Below are 19,671 nucleotides of genomic sequence, written 5' to 3' on the forward strand. Positions count from 1 at the left end.
CATAGGCTTGTCAGTCTTTAAAGGCGTTCATAATTACGGTAGGTTTTCCGTCTGCGGTGAAGGCTCCCAGGCGGTATTGGCCTGGCTTGCACTCGGGCTCCCAGTAGAACACGCCCTTGCACTTGCCACCGGTATTCTCGCGGCATTCCTTGATGATGCGCGCCAGCTGCTCCCTGCCCTGCTGGAGGACGGCGTCGCTGGCCAGATTGCCCTTGTCGTCGGCACACTCCATGCCCGTCTCCACCACCATCACGTCGCAACCGTAGCGGGCACTGACGGCCTTGATGTTGGCGATGCAGTCGGTAATCACCTTATTGGGGTCGGTATATTGATTGCCGTCGGCATCCTTGTTGTCCCAGTTGATGCACCAGTAGGGATAGAGCGACATGCCGATCATGTCCCACTTGCCGCCGTTCTTCTTCAGCTCGTCGAAGAACCAGGTGTAGAGGCTCTTGTCGAAGCCGTTGTCCAGATGGACGATGGCGACAGCCTGAGGGAAGACGCTCTTCACGGCATCATAGCCCGCATTGATGAAGGCGGCCAGATTGGCCCAGTTTTCCTTGAAGCTCACCTTGCGGTTACCGTCATAGTCGATGGTGCTTTCGCCGCTCCACGAGGCACCGCTGAGCGAGGCGTCTTCGTCCCACAACATGCCCGGGCGTATCTCGTTGCCCACCTGCACCCACTTGGGTGTCACGCCTTTGGCCTTCAGGGCCTGCAAGGCTTCGATGGTATGGTTCCTGATGGCTTCCTTCAGCTGGCCGAGGTCCATGTCCTTCCAGGCCGCGGGCTTCACCTGCTTGCTGGGGTCGGCCCAAAAGTCGCTATAGTGGAAGTCCACCATCACGTCCATGCCCAAGTCCTTGGCCCGCACGGCCTTCACTACCATATCTTCCACGTCGCACCATCCGCCGTACTTCGAAGGATCGACCCACACGCGCAGGCGGATGGCATTGAGGCCGCATTCCTTCATCAGGGCGGTGCACTCGCGCTCCTGCCCGGCCGCATTGTAGAACTTATGTCCCTGGCTCTCCATCTGGGTCACCCAGCTGATGTCGGCCCCGAGGGCGAAGTCTGTCGTGCCCGAGGGCGTTTCGCCTCCCTCCTCGCCTTCCTTGGCAGAAGAGCTGCAGGCCCCGAAGAAGAGGACGAGGGCCAGCAAGAGGCTGGAAAAAGTAAAATGTCTCATAATCACATGTACTGAATAAAACATAAAAGGATAATTTTACTCAAAGATAAACAATATATCCTGATGATGAAAACATAGCCCCTATTTTATGAAAAAAAACTCCTGGTACCCCCTATAAACCATGCTGATTATCAGCACATAGACTTTCTACCCCTTTCTCAAAACCGGGGAAAAGCTTTCCCTCACCGGGGGAAAGGTCTTCCCTTTAAAAGGGAAAGGCTTTCTCCTTTAAAGAGAAAGGTTTTCCCACGGCGTGAGATGCAGGGGGAAAAAGCCGGACTTCCTGTACTTCCGCCTCCTCCGCCCTGCCGAAGGAACGCAACAGAAGCCCCTATATGCAATCGTTTGCAAAAGCAGATAACCCGATAATTTTCAAGACAGAACGCCAATCCGCCCAAATCGCCTATTTTTGCAACAAAAAAGCAACGGCAAGCAGCTCCGACCCTTGGGCGGATGGCAAATATTGCCTACCTTTGGCTGGAAAAAACCGATACGTATGAACAAACCTCAAATCACCATCAAAGACATCGCACGTGCACTGAACGTATCTCCCTCGACCGTGTCGCGGGCACTGAAGGACAACCCGGACATCAGCCAGGAAACACGCGACCTGATACACGCCTATGCCCGCGAGCACAACTACAAGCCCAACGTACAGGCAGTGAACCTGCGGGCCGGACGAACCAATACCATCGGCGTCATCGTCCCCCAGATGGTGCACCACTTCTTCTCGTGCGTACTGAGCGGCATCGAGCAGGCAGCCTCCGAAGCCGGCTACAACATCCTCGTGGCCCAAAGCAACGAGTCCTACGAACAAGAGGTGAAGATTGTCCATTCGTTTCTGGCCGCACGCGTGTGCGGCGTCATCGCTTCGCTGGCCAAAGGGACATCACACTACGAACACTACCAGGAATTGCTGGACAACAACATACCCATCGTCTTCTACGACCGCATCTGCACCGGCATCAAGACCGAGCGGGTGGTGGTGGACGACTATGCCGGCTCGTTTGCCGCGGTGGAATACATGATACAGACGGGGTGCAAGCGCATCTGCTTCTACGGCTCGTCGCCCCACCTCGAAATCACCAAGAACCGCCGCAACGGCTATCTGGACGCCATGAAGAAGTACCACATGCCCGTAGACAAGGGCATGATGCTCCTTTGTGACACGCGCGAACAAGCCATCGCCCTCACGCCCGACCTGCTGGAGAGCGCCAACCGCCCCGACGGCTTCTTCGCCATCAACGACGAGACGGCGGCCGGCATCCTCTATGCGTGCAAGCTGGTGGGCGTCAAGGTACCCGACGAGGTTTCCATCTGCGGATTCACCAACGGCGTCATCGCCCAGAACACCGACCCCAAGCTGACCACCGTCGAGCAGCATGGCGAGGAGGTGGGAAAGAGCGCCTTCAACATCCTCTGCGAGAAGCTGGAGGGCGAGGAGAAAAGCCCGAACAAAATCGTGCGTACCAACCTGGTGGTGCGGGGCACAACCAAATGAGAAACGTAAGAAATGAAATAACATAAAGAACGACCATGAAAGTAAAACCTGACTTGAGTTTCTGGAAGCTGTGGAACATCAGCTTCGGCTTTTTCGGCGTACAGATAGCCTACGCCCTTCAGAGCGCCAACATCAGCCGCATCTTTGCCACGCTGGGCGCCGACCCGCATACCCTGAGCTACTTCTGGATTCTGCCTCCGCTGGCGGGCATCATCGTCCAACCCATTGTGGGGGCGGCCAGCGACCGCACCTGGACACGCTTCGGACGCCGCATCCCCTACCTGTTCATCGGCTCGCTCATCGCCGTGCTGGTTATGTGCCTCCTGCCCAACGCGGGCAGCTTCGGCATGAGTGTGGGCACCGCCATGATATTCGGCCTCTTCGCCCTGATGTTCCTCGACACGTCCATCAACATGGCCATGCAGCCGTTCAAGATGATGGTGGGCGACATGGTGAACGAGAAACAGAAAGGCCTGGCCTACTCCATCCAGAGCTTCCTGTGCAATGCCGGAAGTCTCATGGGTTATCTGTTCCCCTTCTTCTTCGCCTGGATAGGCATCAAGAACACCGCTCCGCAGGGCGTCATCCCCGACTCCGTCATCTACTCCTTCTACATCGGTGCGGCCATCCTCATCGCGTGCGTCATCTACACCAGCGTCAAGGTCAAGGAGATGCCTCCCAAGGAGTATGCCGAATATCACGGCATCAGCGAGGAGCAGGAGAAGGAGAAGACCAACATGCTGAAGCTGCTCGTCAAGGCGCCCAAGACCTTCTGGACGGTGGGACTGGTACAGTTCTTCTGCTGGTTTGCCTTCATGTTCATGTGGACCTACACCAACGGCAGCATCGCCGCCAACGTGTTCGGCGCGCCTACGGTAGAGACGGTAGTCAACGGGGTTACGAAAGTGGTGCTCGACACCACCAGCCAGCCCTATCAGGAGGCGGCCAACTGGGTGGGCGTTCTCTTTGCCGTGCAGGCCATCGGTTCCGTCCTCTGGGCCATCTGCATCCCCCTGTTCAAGAACCGCCGGCTGGTCTATTCGCTCAGCCTCGTGCTGGGCGGCATCGGGTTCATCTCCACCTACTTCATCCACGACCCCTACACCCTGTTCTTCTCGTTCGTGCTCATCGGTTGCGCCTGGGCAGCCATGCTGGCCCTGCCGTTCACCATCCTCACCAACTCGCTGAGCGGTAGCCACATGGGTACCTACCTGGGCCTGTTCAACGGCACCATCTGCATCCCGCAGATTGTAGCGGCCGCCCTGGGCGGAAGCATCCTCGCCCTGTTCACCCCCGAAGGCTGCCTGCCGCCCGAAATCAACATGCTTGTCACCGCCGGCGTCATGCTGCTGATAGGAGCCGTCTGCGTGTATATTATCAAGGAAGGACGATCGGAATAAGAAAAAAATGTCTATCTTTACGGCGTAACCCTTATACAAAGACTATCGCCATGAGAAGATATCTGAAGACCGACGAGTGGAATATCATTGAAGACGAGTTTCATGCCGACGACCTCCGCATGTCCGAAAGCATATTCAGCCTGGGCAACGGACGTTTCGGCCAGCGGGGCAACTTCGAGGAGCCCTATAGCAGCGACAGCTACCCGGGTTCGTTCGTAGCAGGCATCCCCTTCCTCGACAAGACCCGTGTAGCGTGGTGGAAGAACGGCTTCCCCCGCTTCTACACCCGCATCCCCAATGCCGCCAACTGGAGCAGCATCCACCTGCGTCTCATCGACGAGGAGCTGGATCTGGCGCTATGGGACGTGAACAGCTTCAACCGCCGGCTCGACATGTACGACGGCATCTCCTACCGCGATGTCAAGGCCACTTCTCCGCGCGGCAACAGCCTGCAGGTGCATGTCGAGCATCTGGTCAACATGGCCCACCCCGACCTCTGCCTCATCCGCTATAGCGTCACCTCGCTCAACTATACCGGCCGCCTGTCGCTGCTCCCCCTGCTCGAGGCCAACCTGAACGACCACGCCGAGTATACGGAAGAAAAGATATGGAATGTACTCGATTCGGGCATTAACCTGGATTGCGCCTACCTGTGGACACAGACCCGACGGGAAGACGCACAGGTGTGCTATACCCTGTCCTACCACTTCTATAAAAACAATAAGGAAGCCGCTCACAACCCCATCCGCATCGAGAAGGGCAAGGTGACCGGCTTCAGCTTGGGGGCCGACGTCAAGCCGGGCGACACGGTGACGCTGGTGAAGTATGTCGTCGTGGCCTCTTCCCTCTACTACGAGAGGCCCCACCTGATAGAGACCTCCATCCGCCTGGCCCGACAGGCCAAAGCCGACGGCTGGGAAGCCCTGACGGAAGACCACCGGCAGGCCTGGCACGCCATCTGGGAAGAAGCCGACGTCACCATCGAGGGCGACCCCGAAGCCCAGCAGGGCATCCGCTACAACATTTTCCAGCTCTACCAGACGTATCGTGGCGACGACCCCCGCCTGAACATCGCGCCCAAAGGCTTCACGGGCGAGAAGTATGGCGGCAACACCTATTGGAATACCGAGCTGTGCTGTGTGCCCTTCTTCCTGTTTTCCACCCCGCGAAGCATTGCGAAGAACCTGCTGATGTACCGCTACAACCAGCTGCCCAAGGCCATCGAAAATGCCGAAAAGCTGGGATTCAAGAACGGGGCGGCCCTCTTTCCGCAGGTGACCAACAACGGCGAAGAATGCCATAGCGAATGGGAAATCACCTTCGAAGAGATACACCGCAACAACATCATCATCTATGCCATCCTGCAATATGCCACCGTCACCGGCTCCGACGACTACATCCTGAAGTACGGGCTGGAGGTGATGATAGCCGTCTGCCGCTTCTGGAGCCAGCGGGTCACTTTCTCACGCCCCAAACAGCAATACGTCATTCTGGGCGTCACCGGCCCCGACGAATATCAGAGCAACGTGGACAACAACTGGTACACCAACCTCTCCTGCACCAGCTGCCTCAAAATCACCCTATATTACCTCGACCTGGCCGCCGAGAAGCATCCCGACGACTACGCCCGCATCTGCCGCCTCACCGGCCTAGACTACGAAGGCGAAACGCCCCTCTGGCGCGACATTGCCCGCCGGATGTACCTGCCCGAAGACAAGGAGCAGGGCATCTTCGTGCAGAACGACGGCTTCATGGACAAGACCCTGCAAACCACCGACGCCATCCCCGCCGACGAACGCCCCATCAACCAGCACTGGTCGTGGGACCGCATCCTGCGCTCCTGCTACATCAAGCAGAGCGATGTCCTGCTGGGCCTCTACCTGTATTACTACAAGTTCGACACGGAGACCATCCGCCGCAACTTCCACTTCTACGAACCCATGACCGTACACGAGTCGTCGCTCTCGCCCCACGTACACGCTATCCTGGCCGCACGCATCGGCGAGACGGAGAAGGCCTACCGCCTCTTCCTGCACGCCACCCGCCTCGACCTGGACGACTACAACAACGAGACCGACCAGGGCCTGCACATCACCAGCATGCCGGGTTCGTGGCTGGCCCTCGTCCGCGGATTCGCCAACCTGCAGGTGTACCACAAGATACTGAACTTCTCGCCCGTGCGGTCTTCGCATTGGACGAAATATGCCTTCAAGGTAAACTTTCAGGGAAGGAAGCTGGGCGTAGAAGTGACCGGCGAGGTGCGGATTACCCTCCTTGCGGGCGAACCGCTGGCCATTCAGGTGTACGACACTCCGTATACCCTCACCCCCAGTCAGCCCCTCTGCGTGCCCTGCAAGTAAGCGGGCTCTGCTACAAGACAGCACAAAAAAGGGTGTATCAATAATGAGAGTTCGCTCTCTTCATTGATACACCCTTCTTTATCGGATGTCTTTATCTTATCCCAGGAACGAGATGAGCACACCGGCAGCCACGGCCGAACCGATGACACCCGAGATGTTGCTGGACATACAGTAGTTCAGCACGTGGTTCTTCGGGTCGTACTTCGTGGCAATCTCGTTGCACACGCGGCTTGCCATAGGCACGGCGCTCAAGCCCGTCGCACCGATCAGCGGATTGATCTTCTTCTTCGAGAACAGATTGACAACCTTCACGAAGAGGATACCGCCCGAGATGGACAGGGCAAAGGCCAGGAAACCTCCGGCTACGATGCCGATGGTCGTCCAGTTCAGGAAAGCCTCGCTCGTCATCGTGGCGCCCACACTGAGGCCCAGGAAGATGGTGGCGGCGTTCATGATGCTGTTGGCGGCGGCGTCGAACAAGCGGCTCGTGTCCGAACCGATTTCCTTGATGAGGTTACCGAACATCAGCATACCGATCAGAGGCACGGCCGTAGGCACAAACAGAGCCACGATGGTCGTCACGGCAATCGGGAAGATAATCTTCAGCACGCGCAGGTTCTTGATTTCAGTCTTCGACGGGTAGAGCTTCTCCTGCTCCTTCATGTTGATCATCAGCTCCTTCTTGGTGCAGAGCAGCTTCACCACGAGCGGAATGATGACCGGCACCAGGGCCATGTACGAATAGGCCGCGATGGCGATGGGGCCCAGCAGGTGGGGAGCCAGCTTGATGGTGGTGAATATGGCCGTCGGGCCGTCGGCACCGCCGATGATACCCAAGGCGGCGGCTTCCTTAGGTGTGAAGCCCATCAGCACGGCGCAGAGCAGCACCATAAAGATACCCAGCTGGGCGGCCGCGCCGAAGATGGACAGGCGCAGGTTGCGGAGCATGGGGCCGAAGTCGGTCAGCGCACCCACACCCATGAAGATGACGGGCGGCAGGAAACCGGTCTTGATCAGCATGTAGTAGATGAAGTTCATCAGTCCCAGCTCGTGGGCAATCTCGTGGAGAGGCATCTCCCAGATGTTCTTCATCACCCCGTTCACCATCACCATACCGTTCTCGTCGGCCTGGATGACACCCATCTCGCCGCCGGGGAAGTTGGCGATGAGCACACCGAAGGCGATGGGCACCAGCAGCAACGGTTCGTAGTGCTTCTTGATGCCCAGGTAGAGCAGGATGAAGGCAATGGCATACATCACGAGGAACGACGGGTCGGCAATGATGTTGCTGAACGCCGTCATGTCATAGAGTTTTCCAAATATATCTTCCATTATCCTATCTTCATTAATACGTCGTCTTCTGATACTGAGTCACCCGGATTCTGGCAGATGGCGGTCACGGTGCCCTCCACGTCGCTACGGATGGCGTTGTAGGTCTTCATGGCCTCGATGTAGCACAGCAGGTCACCCTTCTTCACGCGGTCGCCCACCTTGAGCGGTGTCTCCTGCGTGTTCTTGGTCAGGAAGAACTTGCCTTCCAGCGGAGCCACCACCGGCTCGCCTTCGCCCGAGGGAGCCACCTTCTCGGTAGCCGATGCGGGCAGGTCGATGTCGCCGTAGGCCACCGTCACGCGATAGGACTGCCCGTCCACCTGTACGGTCAGGGTCTTGGGTTTGGCGTCGTCGGCCGGAGCGTTGTTCTGCTCGGCGCGGCGCTTCTCCACATCGGCCAGGAAGTCTTCCTTGGCCTTACCGCTCTTGTAGGCCTCGTACTGGGCGGGGTGCATGGCATATTCGAAGAGTTCTTCGTCGTCCTCGCCCGTATCCCATTTCTTCTCCTTCATCATCTTGCGGTACTTGTCCAGGCAGTCGGGATAGTTGTCCTGCGGGTTGCCGGTGAAGAACTTGCGTCCCTCGCGTTCGGCCTTCTCCACGATTTCGGGAGCCAGCTCGCCCGGCAGCTTTCCGGCCTTGCCCAGAATCATGTCCCAGATGTCGTCGGCAATCATGCCCCAGCGCTCCTTGCCCTTCTCCATGGCGATGACGTTCATCATGGCCAGGTTCTTGACGTACTGGCTGAAGGGGGTTACCAGTGGAGGATAACCCACGCGCGGCCACACGTAGGCCACTTCGTTGAAGAGCTTGATGAGCAGCTCGTCCTGCTTCATGAAGGGCAGGTTGCGTTTGGCCTTGTATTTGTTGATGCTTTCGAGGTTCGTCTCCAGGTCGGCCATCAGCGAGCCCATCATGCCGCCCGGCAGGCCCGGACCGATGAGCAGGGAGTTCATCAGACGGTTGCGCGGCGAGATGTACAGGCCCAGGAAGTCGTCCATGAACTCCTGGATAAGGGCGCGCACCTTCATGTAGGCCTCCATGTTGATTTCGGGCACCTGATAGCCGGCGTCCTTCAGCATGGCCTGCACGCTGAGCAGGTCGGCGTGACCCGTACCCCACGACAACGGCTCCATGCCCACGTCGATGTAGTCGCATCCGGCTTCGCAGACGGCCAGGATGCTGGCCATGTTGAAGCCGGGGCCCGCATGGCTGTGGTACTGGATGGGGATGTCCTTGATCTGCTTGATGCCGGCCACAATCTTGCCCAGCGTCACGGGGCGTCCGATGCCCGCCATGTCCTTGATGCAGATTTCGTCGGCACCGGCCTCGATGAGCTGCTTGGCCATGTTGACGTAGTATTCCACCGTGTGTATGGGCGAGTGGGTGATGCAGAGCGAGCATTGCGAAATCATGCCGGCCTCGTGGGCGTAGCCGATAGAGGGGATGATGTTGCGCACGTCGTTCAGGCCGCAGAAGGTACGGGTGATGTCCGTCCCCTGCGCCTTCTTCACCTTATAGAAGAGCTTGCGCACGTCGGCAGGCACGGGGCTCATGCGGAGGCCGTTCAGCGCACGGTCCAGCATGTGTGTCTGTATGCCGGCTTCATGGAAAGGTTTCGTCCAGGCACGCACGGCCTTATTGGGGTTTTCGCCAAACAGCAGGTTCACTTGTTCGAAGCCTCCGCCATTGGTCTCCACGCGGGCAAAACAGCCCATCTCTACAATGGCGGGAGCCACTTTCACCAGCTGGTCCACACGGGGAACATACTTTCCGGCACTCTGCCACATGTCCCTGAAGACCAAGCTGAATTTAATTTCTCTTTTCATCGTTGTTGTATTCTGTTATAATATAATGTTTTTATCTCATTTTTTCCACTTTCGTCACTCTTCCCTTGTCATGGGTTACCACCGCCACCGCGGCGTTGATGGCCGCCAGGATGTTGGCCGGTATCGCGGCCGGACCCTCTTTCTTGGCCGCCGGAGTCTCCTCGGGAGCGTATTTGTTGACAAGCGCAATCATCGCCTTGCCTAAGTAGATGACAATCAGCAGGATAGCAAAAACCGTCGCCATGCCCACCACCATCAGCAGAAGTGCAATATTCAAGTTTTCCATATTGATAATTTATTAGTGTTTTCAAAGAATCGGTAAAAAATCGCCCGAAATTACTGCTTTTTGCTTAGAAAATAGCGGACGAATGTGATAAAAGATGCTAAATAATAAGAAAAGGGTGAACAAAACCGGTATCGCAAACGGCTTTGTCCATCCCCTCTTCTCCGGAATGCTTTTTCCCGCGGGGCAGGCAGGCATCTTTCTTCAAATTCTCTTACTTTCCGCTCCGCACGCGGCGCAAAATATTTTGCATCTCGAACACGATATCGGGGTGCTGAAGGGCCACGTTTTCCGATTCATACGCCCGCTCCATGTCGTACAGCTGGGGCGTCGGACAGTTGCCCGTCTCGATTTTCGGCCCCCAGGTGATCATCTTCGGGCCGTCGTTGGGCTCGATGTACTTCCACTGGCGGGTGCGTACCGAGAGCACATGGTTGGACGCCTGCTCGATGACCCACGGGCGGTCCACCTCCGTCGTGCCGAGCAGGTTGCCCAGGCATTCGCGGCTGTCGGGCGCGCTCCCCTGGGGCAGGCGCACCTGGACGAGGGCCGCCAGCGAGGCCATCCAGTCTACCTGCGACATCAGCACGTCGGACACGCCGGACGCCTTGACCCGCCCCGGCCAGCAGACGATGGCCGGTACCGCCGTGCCTCCCTCGAAGGCGCTGTACTTGTTCCCCCTCCAGGGGCCTGCGGGCTTGTGTCCGCCCAGCAGTTCCTCCGCCCGGTCGTCGTACCCGTCGTCCACCACAGGGCCGTTGTCGCTCGACAGGACTATCAGCGTGTTCTCCATGATTCCCAGTTCGCGGAGCGTCTCCACAATGCGCCCCACGCTCCAGTCGAACTGCACGATGGCGTCCCCGCGCAGGCCCATCGTGCTCTGCCCCCTGAAGCGCGGATGGGGGAAGCGGGGCACATGGACGTCGTTGGTGGCAAAGTACAGGAAGAACGGCCCGTCCCGATGCTCCCTGATGAAGTCCACCGCGTGGGTCGTGATGGAGTCAGCGATGTTCTCGTCCTTCCACAGAGCCTTTCCGCCGCCCTTCATGTAGCCGATGCGGCTGATGCCGTTGACGATGGACATGTCGTGTCCGTGGCTCGGCTTCAGGTTGTACAGCAGTTCGGGGTTGTCCCTGCCGGTGGGTTCGCCGGGGAAGTTCTGCCGGTAGCTCACCTCGATGGGCGCCTCGGGGTCATAGTTGGCCACCTGCCCGTTCTCGATGAACACGCAGGGGACCCTGTCGGCCGTGGCCGCCATGATATAATGATAATCGAAACCCAGGTCGCCGAGCGCCGCCGGCAGGGGAGCGTTCCAGTCCTGCCCGCCCGTCTTGTCGCCCAGGCCCAGGTGCCACTTGCCGACGGCCGCCGTGGCATATCCGGCCGCCTGGAACACGTCGGCCAGGGTGAACTGCTCGGGGCGGACAATCATCCCCGCATTGCCCGCCGCCACGTCCGTGTCGGGCCGTCGCCAGGCATATTCGCCCGTCAGCAACGAATACCTCGAGGGAGTGCTGGTGGCCGCCGTGGCGTGGACGTTCGTGAAGCGGATGCCCTGCTCCGCCAGGGCGTCCACATGGGGTGTCCGCACATTTTTGGCTCCATAACATTGCAAGTCGCCGTACCCCAGGTCGTCGGCATAGATGATGATGACGTTGGGCCTTTCCCGGCCGCCGGCCTCTTCGGCAAGCCCCTGCCCCCAGGCCGCAGGAACCACAACGGCGGGCAGACAGGCGGTAATCAAAACTTTTCTCATATATATAAATTTTTAATATCAACATAAAACAAGAATGTTTGAGGAGCATTCTCTATTTTTTCAAATTGCTCCACAAACATTCATGCAACTTTAGAATTTATTCACGCAAATTTGGATTAATATTTTGTTCAGACAATGGTATAGGCCATGTATAATCTTGTGGATTTCTAAAATCACGACGCCCTACATACCAGCGACAATTTCCCGTCGGATCAATATGTTTGGTAGAAGTTGAATATAATGAAGAATTTGGATAAGGAGCTCCCCATATCTCACCTGTCAAAACCTCATGTGCAATTCCCCATCTTAATAAATCCCAATAACGAATACCTTCATACGCAAGCTCTATACGTCGCTCATTTCGTACTTTATTTAATAACAAAGTCGGATCGGTCTCCGTAATGGGAGGCATATTCACATCAGCACGTCTTCGAACTTGATTGATAGTAGCATCCAATATATTTTGATCTATTGCTTGCCCATCTTCTATCAAACATTCCAAATAACTTAACAGCACCTCTGCATATCGAATAATAGGAGTCACTGCACTATAACTCGTTAAATCAGAAATAGGATTCTCATCATAATATTTCCTCCACATAAAACCTGTTTTGGACGCTTCCGAGGAGTAATCCACACGCTCCTTCACAGAAGCATCATAATCCGGACTCATACGATACTCCGTTCCCATGAAAATACTCCCGTTATAATACAACGTATAATCCAAGCGAGGATCCCTGTTTTCTCCAAGATTGTTGGGATTATAACGCGGGTCATCATAACTAAAAGGAGTTCCATCTGTAAACTCATAAGCCTCAAACAAGCCGGAAGTGGGATTAGACAAGCTCCATCCTCCATCTTTCGCCGACAACCCTTGTTGGGGCATTCCACATCCAAAATAATTTTCCAAATACGAGATGTAAAATATATTTTCCTTATTGCCTACACCGGTTCCAGGCCAGAATAATTCTGAATAAGACGAATGAATGCTATTATCTCCATATTCAATAATTTCACGGTAAACATCCGCGGCATTCTTCCAGTCCTTCTGCAACATATATGTTCTACCTAAAAAAGCCAAAGCAGCTTGTTTACAAACTCGTCCAGTTTCAGCCGATGATATATCCTTAAAACGAGGTAAATCATCAGCGGCCTCCCGAAATTCCTTCGTACACCATGTCAAGATATCCGCTTGGCTTGTCTTTGTTACCGAATTAGCCTCTTCACCACTTAAAGAATTCACTACTAAGGGAACATCTTTAAAATAACTTGCCAGATAATGATATTGTGTAGCTCTCAAAAAGCGAGCTTCAGCAATCATTCGATCTTTTGTTTCAGAATCCGAAGCTGATTGTATTCCCTCGATAAAGCGATTGCATTTCCCAATCCGAGAGTATGCTGACTTCCAATAATTAGAAATAAAACTATTGGTATTGACTAGTTTACCACTGGATATTTGGAAAAATGGATTATTTTCTCCTCTACGGTCAAAAGCATTATCAGTCAGATGTTCCATAAACAACAATCCGTGATATGACCAAAAATCAGAAACACTATATTCCAACCCATTGGTAATACCTCCTCTATACAATGACGTCAATGCCAATTCTGCATTGCTTTCATCATTCCAAAAGTTTTCCTCAGATAAATCCGTCAGAGGAAAACGTTCCAAATCACATGAAGAAAAAGACAAATTGATTGCCAAAATCGCACATGCAAATAATGTATATTTTTTCATCTGTAATCAAAATTTCAACGTTAAACCAAATGTATAAGTAGACATTACAGGATAGTATTGTCCATTGTTACTTGTATTTTCAGGATCCCATCCTTGACGATATTTCTTTATGGTAAACGGATTGTCCATAGACACATAGAAACGCAATCCGTCAGAACCAATCTTTCTGGTAATTTTTGAAGGAAGGGTATAACCTAATTGAATGTTTCTTACTTTCAAATAAGACGCATTGATCACCCAAAAATCAGAAGTTAACGTATTGTTACTTCCTGCATTAGACATAACTTCCAAACGTGGATATTCAGGATAGCGATTATCGGGTTGTACATTCCAACAATTCTCCATCTGCCAGCGTTGGATATTACCCTCTTGATAAAAAGCATGTCCTGCATAAACAGACAACGTTCCATAAACATCCGCTACGCCTTGAATGAGCATACTAAAGTCGACTCCCTTATATTCTGCGCCCAAATTCAGGCCGAAAGTATATTTAGGAATGCGAGATCCCAAGAATGTACGGTCTGCAGAAGTCACCTTACCATCTCCTGTTAAATCCACATACCGAATATCTCCCGCTTGCCCACCAGGTGCTATTTCACTTTGGTCATACCAGTCGGCTACTTCTTCATCTGTAAGGAACACGCCGTCTGTCTTATATCCATAGAACATCTGCATAGGATAACCTATAAACAAGTTACTGCCATTACCTACCATCCCATTTTCTTGGGTAACATTTCCCATACCTAAGGTAAGTATCTTATTTTTAATGATCGAGAAATTACCGTTGATGTGATATTTAAAGTCTCTGACCTGTCCATTATATCCCAATTCAAATTCCCATCCTTTGTTTTCTACAGCACCCGTATTAACTTGAGATACACTCAATCCAAAAATAGAAGAATAACTGGCGGAAGGTGTGTATAAGACATCTGTTGTCTTTCTATAAAAATAGGAAGCATTGAACGTCAATCTATTATCAAAGAATCCGGTTTCAATACCAACATCTGTAGTGCGAGTACGTTCCCATTTCAGATTAGGATCTACATACGTGGTAATTGCGGCACCTTGTGTATAAACTCCTCCAAACACATAGTTCTGTGCCTGCCCTAAAGTATATACAGACTGATACGGATAATTACCAATGTTATTATTACCCAATACACCTAAAGACGCCTTCACTTTCAAATTATTAAACCAAGAAGACAAATTTTCTTTTTCTTTCCAGAATTTTTCTTCAGAAACACGCCAACCAACTGCAACAGACGGGAAGAATCCGAACTTAGAATCTGTCGGGAAACGAGAGGAACCATCATATCTCATTGTCGTTTCAAATAGATAGCGTTCATCATAGTTATATGTCAATCTTCCGAAAACGGATTTAATGGCCCAATCATAACCGCCACCACTATTGGTTTGTCCATCTGCGCCACCTGCTGTCAGATAAGGTACATCGTCTGAAGGGAAATTGTTACGACTGCCGGACAAAGTCCTTTGAGATTCATCCTCCCATGTATATCCTACCAATGCCGAAAGTTGATGTTTATCAGCAATTGTCGTTGAATAATCGGCCACAGCTTGAAAAGTTTTATAGACCGTACGCAACATTTGTTCTGTCAAGCTGGAAGGTCCACTGGTTCCTCCATTAGCTATCGGCATATCCGCCCGATAGTTACGGATGTGGTTCAATGAATAATTATAACCGCCTATCGCTTTCAGATTCAGACCCTTAACAGGATTCCATACCAATTCTGCATTTCCTTTGAATTTATCATAATCTTCTCTATAGAATGATGCGCAATTCATCCAGGCAACAGGTGTTCCATTCAACTTAGGTCCCGGACCCGCTTCTCCATTTTGCAAATAACTGGGAGTCAATCCCGGAAAACGTACTGCAGCTGAAATCAGAGCCTTATATCCCCCGCTGTCTACAGCTCCGGGAGAAGAAGGCTCATGACGATCCGATGTCATACCACTAACCCGTACATTAAGTGACAGTTTTTTAGACAATTGCGCATTTAAATTAAGACGTCCACTATAGCGATTATAATAATTATTGTCCATCAAGCCATTCTGTCTCAAGTACCCCATCGAAGCCATATATTGCAAACGATTGTTACCACCGCTTACATTCAACTCATGTTTGGTTTGAAAAGCATGACCTCCTAAAAGTTCCTCTAAATACATTTCATCAGCATAGTTGTCAGGATCAGAACCATCTCGATATTTTTGTATCATCTCGGGAGTATATGTTTCTGTTCCCATAGCCATATTATAATATTCGGCATATTCATAGGAGTGTGCAAAATCCGGCAATTCGGTAGCTTGACTGATGCCGACAGAACCATTATAAATTACATTGGTCTTTCCCTCACGTCCTTTTTTTGTTGTAACCAAAATAACACCATTAGCAGCACGCGAGCCATAAATTGCAGCAGAGGAAGCATCTTTCAATACCGATATATTATCAATGTCGGCAGGAGTCAAATCACTAAGTGAACCCGGCATTCCATCAACCAATACCAAAGGATCGGGAGTAGCGCCAAACGAACCTACACCTCGAATGCGAATGGTACCTGCATCTTGACCAGGATTTCCACTGGATTGTGTAATGGTTACGCCAGACATTTGTCCTGTCAGCAGATTGGAGACATCGGGTACGGAACGCGATTCCAAAGATTTACTGTCAATCGTCGATATAGACCCAATTACGTTCACCTTCTTTTGCGAACCATAGCCAACGACGACAACTTCATCCAACATTTCCGTATCCTCTTTTAAAGTGAGATTCAGCGGTACGCCTGCAACAGCCTGACATTGTTGTGATTCATAGCCGATGTACGAAACCTCCAAAGTAGCATTTTCTGCAACATTCAACGTAAAATTACCGTTAAAATCTGTCACTGTACCGTTTGACGTCCCTTTTTCTATAATCGTTGCTCCAATAATAGGCTCCCCATTCGCATCTAAAACTCGTCCAGACACTGTTCCCGATTCAGCTTTTCGCTGGCGCAATGGAGTAACGACAATTTTATTCCCCGATACCGTATAAGCTAATTCATTTTTAGTAAGTTCGCGGGTAAGAAGAGTTTTCAACTCTTCATTCTTTACATTAACAGAAACATTATTCTTACCCTGCACTTCTACATCACGATAGGAGAACCGATAAGTTGTCTGTTTTTCAATGACATCAAAAAGATCTTTAACAGTGGCGTTTTTCAGATTGACAGTAACTGTTCCCGTCTGTGCATATACGCAAAAAAATGCAAACAAACACAAAGATAACATTATCGTACGGAACATTCCATTGTTTTCATTACCTTTGCATGCAATTAAATGAATGTGTCTTTTTATTCTCATAATAGAATTAAGTTAGGTTGTTAGCTCAATTATCTTAACTATGCCATAACATAGTTTACGATGGGACTAGCCCTTTCCTCCTCCGGATAATCTGCCAATTATCCGGAGTTTTCATACAAATCATGTTTTCATAAATACTTAATTTAAATTATACAAAAATTATTTTTTATCAAAATATACATACACTGTATCATCTTCAAATTCATATCGGAACTTATAATGCATTTGCAGCACTTTCATAATGCCTCCCAACCTTTCATCGTCAAAAGTTCCGGTATAAACATCACTCAACATTGCATTATCATCCACCTTTATCATAATTCCAAACCGACGTTCCAATTTGGAGAAAACGGTCCCCAACTTTTCTTCCCTAAAAACTAAATAATCTTTCATCCATGCCGTTTCCAACACATTATCCGTCGGTTCCAAAAATGCCTCACCCGTAGCCTTATTGTAAGTAACCTTTTCATTCGGTTGCACATTAAAACACTGTGAAGAAGCTCCCTTCGTCTCAACCCTTACATTACCATCCAACAAGGACATTTCCACAATTCCATTGTCTTCATATGCATAAACATTAAATACCGTACCATAAACGGTTATATCCATAAATTTCGTTTCAACGACAAATTTATTGTCATCATGATGTAAGACTTCGAAAAAACCTTGCCCGTCCAACAAGACCCGACGACCATTCTTTCCAAAATCAGTACCATAGGACAAGCGAGATTTGGCATTCAACGTCACTTTAGATCCGTCTGGCAACAAGACCGAAGAATTTCCTATAGTCCCCGATTGAACAACAACATTCTGTCCGTCCCAATCACTTGCCCTAACATTATCCATATAGTTACTGACGAACCATGATCCGATTGCCAACAGAACAAACGAAGCCGCTATCCAAAACCATTTCCGAATTACAAATGTCTCCACAGCAGCTTTGTTCTCAGGACTTTTATGACGGCGTATTTTGCGACTCAACGACTCATACAATTGGACTCTCTTTTCATGATAGAAATCCTTGTTTTCGCCACAAGAAAAAGAATCCCAATGCATACCCAACACATTGAACACATCCTCATCGGAAGAATGATTCAAAACATCAAGCAAATGTTCGTAATCATCCGATGACATGGTTCCTTCACTGTATTTAATCAGCAAATCATTCAGATTGTCTGTTTGATTTTCCATACAAATTCTAACGGTTTATTATAATATCTGCAAACACAAGAAATATAACATGTCATTCCTTATGTTTAAAAACATAAAAAAGGATCAAAGACTAAGAAAGAGTAACAGCAGAAAAGGATATGGCTGCAACTCCTTACGCAAGATTTTCAAGGCAGCAGAGAGTTGGTTACGTACGACCTGTTCAGTGATTGATAAACGAGAAGCTATTTCAGACACGGACATATTTTCTTCCTTGTTCAACTCAAATATTTTACGCTGCCTGGGAGACAGCTTAATTTTAGCTCTATTAAGACTATCCTGAAACTGCTCTAAGTTCAGATTATCAATCAGTTCATTACCAGAGGTAGACAATTCACTACAAAAAGCCACATACTCCTCCATTAATGGGGTATTCAACTGCCTCCGCAATTCCTTTATCAGAAAATGATAAGCAATGGTAAACAAATAAGATTTAAATGACATGCCATCATCGATGCTTTCCCGATGAACCCATATTTTAAGAAACGTATCTTGCACTATATCATCGGTAACCGACTCAGACTTCACATAACGCAACACAAATTGGTAAAGACGAGAAAACCATAGATCGTAGAGAGCCTTATAACACTCTTCCGACCCAAATCTCAGTCCAATTATCAGTGTACGTTCGTCTTTCAACATAAACAATGCTATCTTAAAAAAACATTAGCCCCCCTGAATCATAGGGGTTTAGTGGCAACGACACCATATCCATAACTTCAGATTCTCACCATCAACCGTTACCTTTAAAATTTCAGAGCCTAAAGATACGGATATTCGGCGTACCTCGGATGTTTTTTAGCGGAAATCTGCGGGCGAAGCCCAAAAAGAAAATTGCCCGCCACCGATGCAACGGACACCGGTGACAGGCAAACAGATACTACTTTAACGCGACAACAAGTAAAATCAATTTATTGGGATTCGCAAATCCATGTATTGTCTACACTCATCACAACAACGGACTTTCTTCCTGATTTTCACCATCCGAACCAGTCTGACTGCCCGATCCTGTGGAAGTGGAAGTACCACCCCATTCTTCCCAAAAAATCTTGGTGTTCACCATCGACCGGGTCATAATCTGGCCGCTGCTATTACGTCCGACTTCCGGGAGGAAACGTACCCGGACACCGGTAATCTGCGAGGCACTAACCTCCTGTGACGTTTCCACTCCCTGCTTGTTGGTTGCAGCCGTATAATAGAAAGTGCCTACTCCCTCAATCTTTACACTACGGCCCTGTGCCATATAGTTGCCCAACACAGCTCCCAAATTCTTCATGACCGCATACGTATCGCCACGCGTCACGGTGGAACGGATGGCCAATTCATCCGCTATTTCGTCTGTTGTTACCGGTTTTCCCACTGTTACGGACTGAGGATACCACAATGCGTTTACCTTCTTCTGTACTCTTTTAAAAAATGCCATAATACTCAATGTTTTAAGATTAATAAAATAAGGTTGTTGTCTCATACGGACTCTTTGAGATATCAGAATAGTACCCGCGAGGCCTCAACGGACATTCCTTTGTCTCTCCAAATCCGATGTTGCAAAGTTAGCACATCAACCGCCCCAAGACAAGGAATTGGCCTCTACAACAGACTTCTCACAACAAACTGATTATTAAATTATTACGAGCACACACGTCTCTACAAATGCCCAAAAGAGGAATCATCCACTCCACTACAAATGTTTTCACATCTCTACCAAAGCGACTTGTAC

General features: G+C 50.7%; 13 protein-coding genes. 3 read left to right on the plus strand and 10 right to left on the minus strand.

Going from position 1 to position 19,671, the window contains the following annotated elements; all coding sequences use genetic code 11:
- Nucleotides 1-10: 10 nt before the first annotated feature.
- Nucleotides 11-1,189, minus strand: a complete 1,179-nt coding sequence (locus BQ7483_RS11360; RefSeq protein WP_139247638.1) for a glycoside hydrolase family 53 protein — start codon at nucleotides 1,187-1,189, stop codon at nucleotides 11-13.
- A gap of 496 nt (nucleotides 1,190-1,685) precedes the next feature.
- Here BQ7483_RS11360 and BQ7483_RS11365 point away from each other — a divergent pair, with 496 nt between their 5' ends.
- From BQ7483_RS11365 to BQ7483_RS11375, 3 genes are read left to right on the plus strand one after another with little or no spacing between them, the layout of a single operon-like run.
- Nucleotides 1,686-2,690, plus strand: a complete 1,005-nt coding sequence (locus tag BQ7483_RS11365) for a LacI family DNA-binding transcriptional regulator (protein ID WP_072545974.1) — start codon at nucleotides 1,686-1,688, stop codon at nucleotides 2,688-2,690.
- 35 nt (nucleotides 2,691-2,725) lie between these two features.
- The gene (locus BQ7483_RS11370; protein WP_072545975.1) at nucleotides 2,726-4,090 is read left to right on the plus strand and encodes an SLC45 family MFS transporter; all 1,365 of its coding nucleotides are present in this window, start codon (nucleotides 2,726-2,728) and stop codon (nucleotides 4,088-4,090) included.
- 50 nt (nucleotides 4,091-4,140) lie between these two features.
- Nucleotides 4,141-6,450, plus strand: coding sequence for a family 65 glycosyl hydrolase domain-containing protein (locus BQ7483_RS11375; RefSeq protein WP_072545976.1), 2,310 nt, complete (start codon nucleotides 4,141-4,143; stop codon nucleotides 6,448-6,450).
- A 96-nt stretch (nucleotides 6,451-6,546) separates the two neighbouring features.
- Here the strand turns inward: BQ7483_RS11375 and BQ7483_RS11380 are convergent, their stop codons facing one another.
- From BQ7483_RS11380 to BQ7483_RS11420, 9 genes are all read right to left on the minus strand, one after another.
- Nucleotides 6,547-7,782, minus strand: coding sequence for a sodium ion-translocating decarboxylase subunit beta (locus tag BQ7483_RS11380; protein WP_072545977.1), 1,236 nt, complete (start codon nucleotides 7,780-7,782; stop codon nucleotides 6,547-6,549).
- The gene (locus BQ7483_RS11385) at nucleotides 7,782-9,611 is read right to left on the minus strand and encodes a biotin/lipoyl-containing protein (protein ID WP_072545978.1); all 1,830 of its coding nucleotides are present in this window, start codon (nucleotides 9,609-9,611) and stop codon (nucleotides 7,782-7,784) included. Before BQ7483_RS11385 ends, BQ7483_RS11380 begins: the two co-directional genes overlap by 1 nt.
- Nucleotides 9,612-9,642: 31 nt before the next feature.
- On the minus strand, nucleotides 9,643-9,897 hold the full coding sequence (locus tag BQ7483_RS11390) for an OadG family protein (protein WP_022021423.1): 255 nt from the start codon (nucleotides 9,895-9,897) through the stop codon (nucleotides 9,643-9,645).
- 211 nt (nucleotides 9,898-10,108) lie between these two features.
- Nucleotides 10,109-11,650 (minus strand): sulfatase family protein, encoded by a 1,542-nt coding sequence (locus BQ7483_RS11395; protein WP_072545979.1) that lies wholly within the window; start codon nucleotides 11,648-11,650, stop codon nucleotides 10,109-10,111.
- Between the two features lie 97 nt (nucleotides 11,651-11,747).
- Entirely contained in the window at nucleotides 11,748-13,388 is a 1,641-nt protein-coding gene (locus tag BQ7483_RS11400; RefSeq protein ID WP_072545980.1) for a RagB/SusD family nutrient uptake outer membrane protein, read from the minus strand.
- A 6-nt stretch (nucleotides 13,389-13,394) separates the two neighbouring features.
- Nucleotides 13,395-16,688, minus strand: coding sequence for a TonB-dependent receptor (locus BQ7483_RS11405; protein WP_083535721.1), 3,294 nt, complete (start codon nucleotides 16,686-16,688; stop codon nucleotides 13,395-13,397).
- Between the two features lie 216 nt (nucleotides 16,689-16,904).
- The gene (locus BQ7483_RS11410) at nucleotides 16,905-17,936 is read right to left on the minus strand and encodes a FecR family protein (RefSeq protein WP_072545981.1); all 1,032 of its coding nucleotides are present in this window, start codon (nucleotides 17,934-17,936) and stop codon (nucleotides 16,905-16,907) included.
- 84 nt (nucleotides 17,937-18,020) lie between these two features.
- On the minus strand, nucleotides 18,021-18,596 hold the full coding sequence (locus BQ7483_RS11415) for an RNA polymerase sigma factor (RefSeq protein WP_072545982.1): 576 nt from the start codon (nucleotides 18,594-18,596) through the stop codon (nucleotides 18,021-18,023).
- Between the two features lie 307 nt (nucleotides 18,597-18,903).
- Nucleotides 18,904-19,377, minus strand: a complete 474-nt coding sequence (locus tag BQ7483_RS11420; RefSeq protein ID WP_072545983.1) for an HU family DNA-binding protein — start codon at nucleotides 19,375-19,377, stop codon at nucleotides 18,904-18,906.
- Nucleotides 19,378-19,671 lie beyond the last annotated feature (294 nt).

Origin of the sequence: Mediterranea massiliensis (assembly GCF_900128475.1) — a bacterium.
Lineage (GTDB): Bacteria > Bacteroidota > Bacteroidia > Bacteroidales > Bacteroidaceae > Bacteroides > Bacteroides massiliensis_E.

Excerpts from the sequence above, each read along its gene's own strand:
- BQ7483_RS11360 (WP_139247638.1), bottom strand. The coding sequence starts at position 1,189 with ATGAGACATTTTACTTTTTCCAGCCTCTTGCTGGCCCTCGTCCTCTTC.
- BQ7483_RS11400 (WP_072545980.1), bottom strand. The coding sequence starts at position 13,388 with ATGAAAAAATATACATTATTTGCATGTGCGATTTTGGCAATCAATTTG.
- BQ7483_RS11365 (WP_072545974.1), top strand. The coding sequence starts at position 1,686 with ATGAACAAACCTCAAATCACCATCAAAGACATCGCACGTGCACTGAAC.
- BQ7483_RS11395 (WP_072545979.1), bottom strand. The coding sequence starts at position 11,650 with ATGAGAAAAGTTTTGATTACCGCCTGTCTGCCCGCCGTTGTGGTTCCT.
- BQ7483_RS11375 (WP_072545976.1), top strand. The coding sequence starts at position 4,141 with ATGAGAAGATATCTGAAGACCGACGAGTGGAATATCATTGAAGACGAG.
- BQ7483_RS11390 (WP_022021423.1), bottom strand. The coding sequence starts at position 9,897 with ATGGAAAACTTGAATATTGCACTTCTGCTGATGGTGGTGGGCATGGCG.
- BQ7483_RS11415 (WP_072545982.1), bottom strand. The coding sequence starts at position 18,596 with ATGTTGAAAGACGAACGTACACTGATAATTGGACTGAGATTTGGGTCG.
- BQ7483_RS11385 (WP_072545978.1), bottom strand. The coding sequence starts at position 9,611 with ATGAAAAGAGAAATTAAATTCAGCTTGGTCTTCAGGGACATGTGGCAG.
- BQ7483_RS11410 (WP_072545981.1), bottom strand. The coding sequence starts at position 17,936 with ATGGAAAATCAAACAGACAATCTGAATGATTTGCTGATTAAATACAGT.
- BQ7483_RS11405 (WP_083535721.1), bottom strand. The coding sequence starts at position 16,688 with ATGTTCCGTACGATAATGTTATCTTTGTGTTTGTTTGCATTTTTTTGC.
- BQ7483_RS11420 (WP_072545983.1), bottom strand. The coding sequence starts at position 19,377 with ATGGCATTTTTTAAAAGAGTACAGAAGAAGGTAAACGCATTGTGGTAT.
- BQ7483_RS11380 (WP_072545977.1), bottom strand. The coding sequence starts at position 7,782 with ATGGAAGATATATTTGGAAAACTCTATGACATGACGGCGTTCAGCAAC.
- BQ7483_RS11370 (WP_072545975.1), top strand. The coding sequence starts at position 2,726 with ATGAAAGTAAAACCTGACTTGAGTTTCTGGAAGCTGTGGAACATCAGC.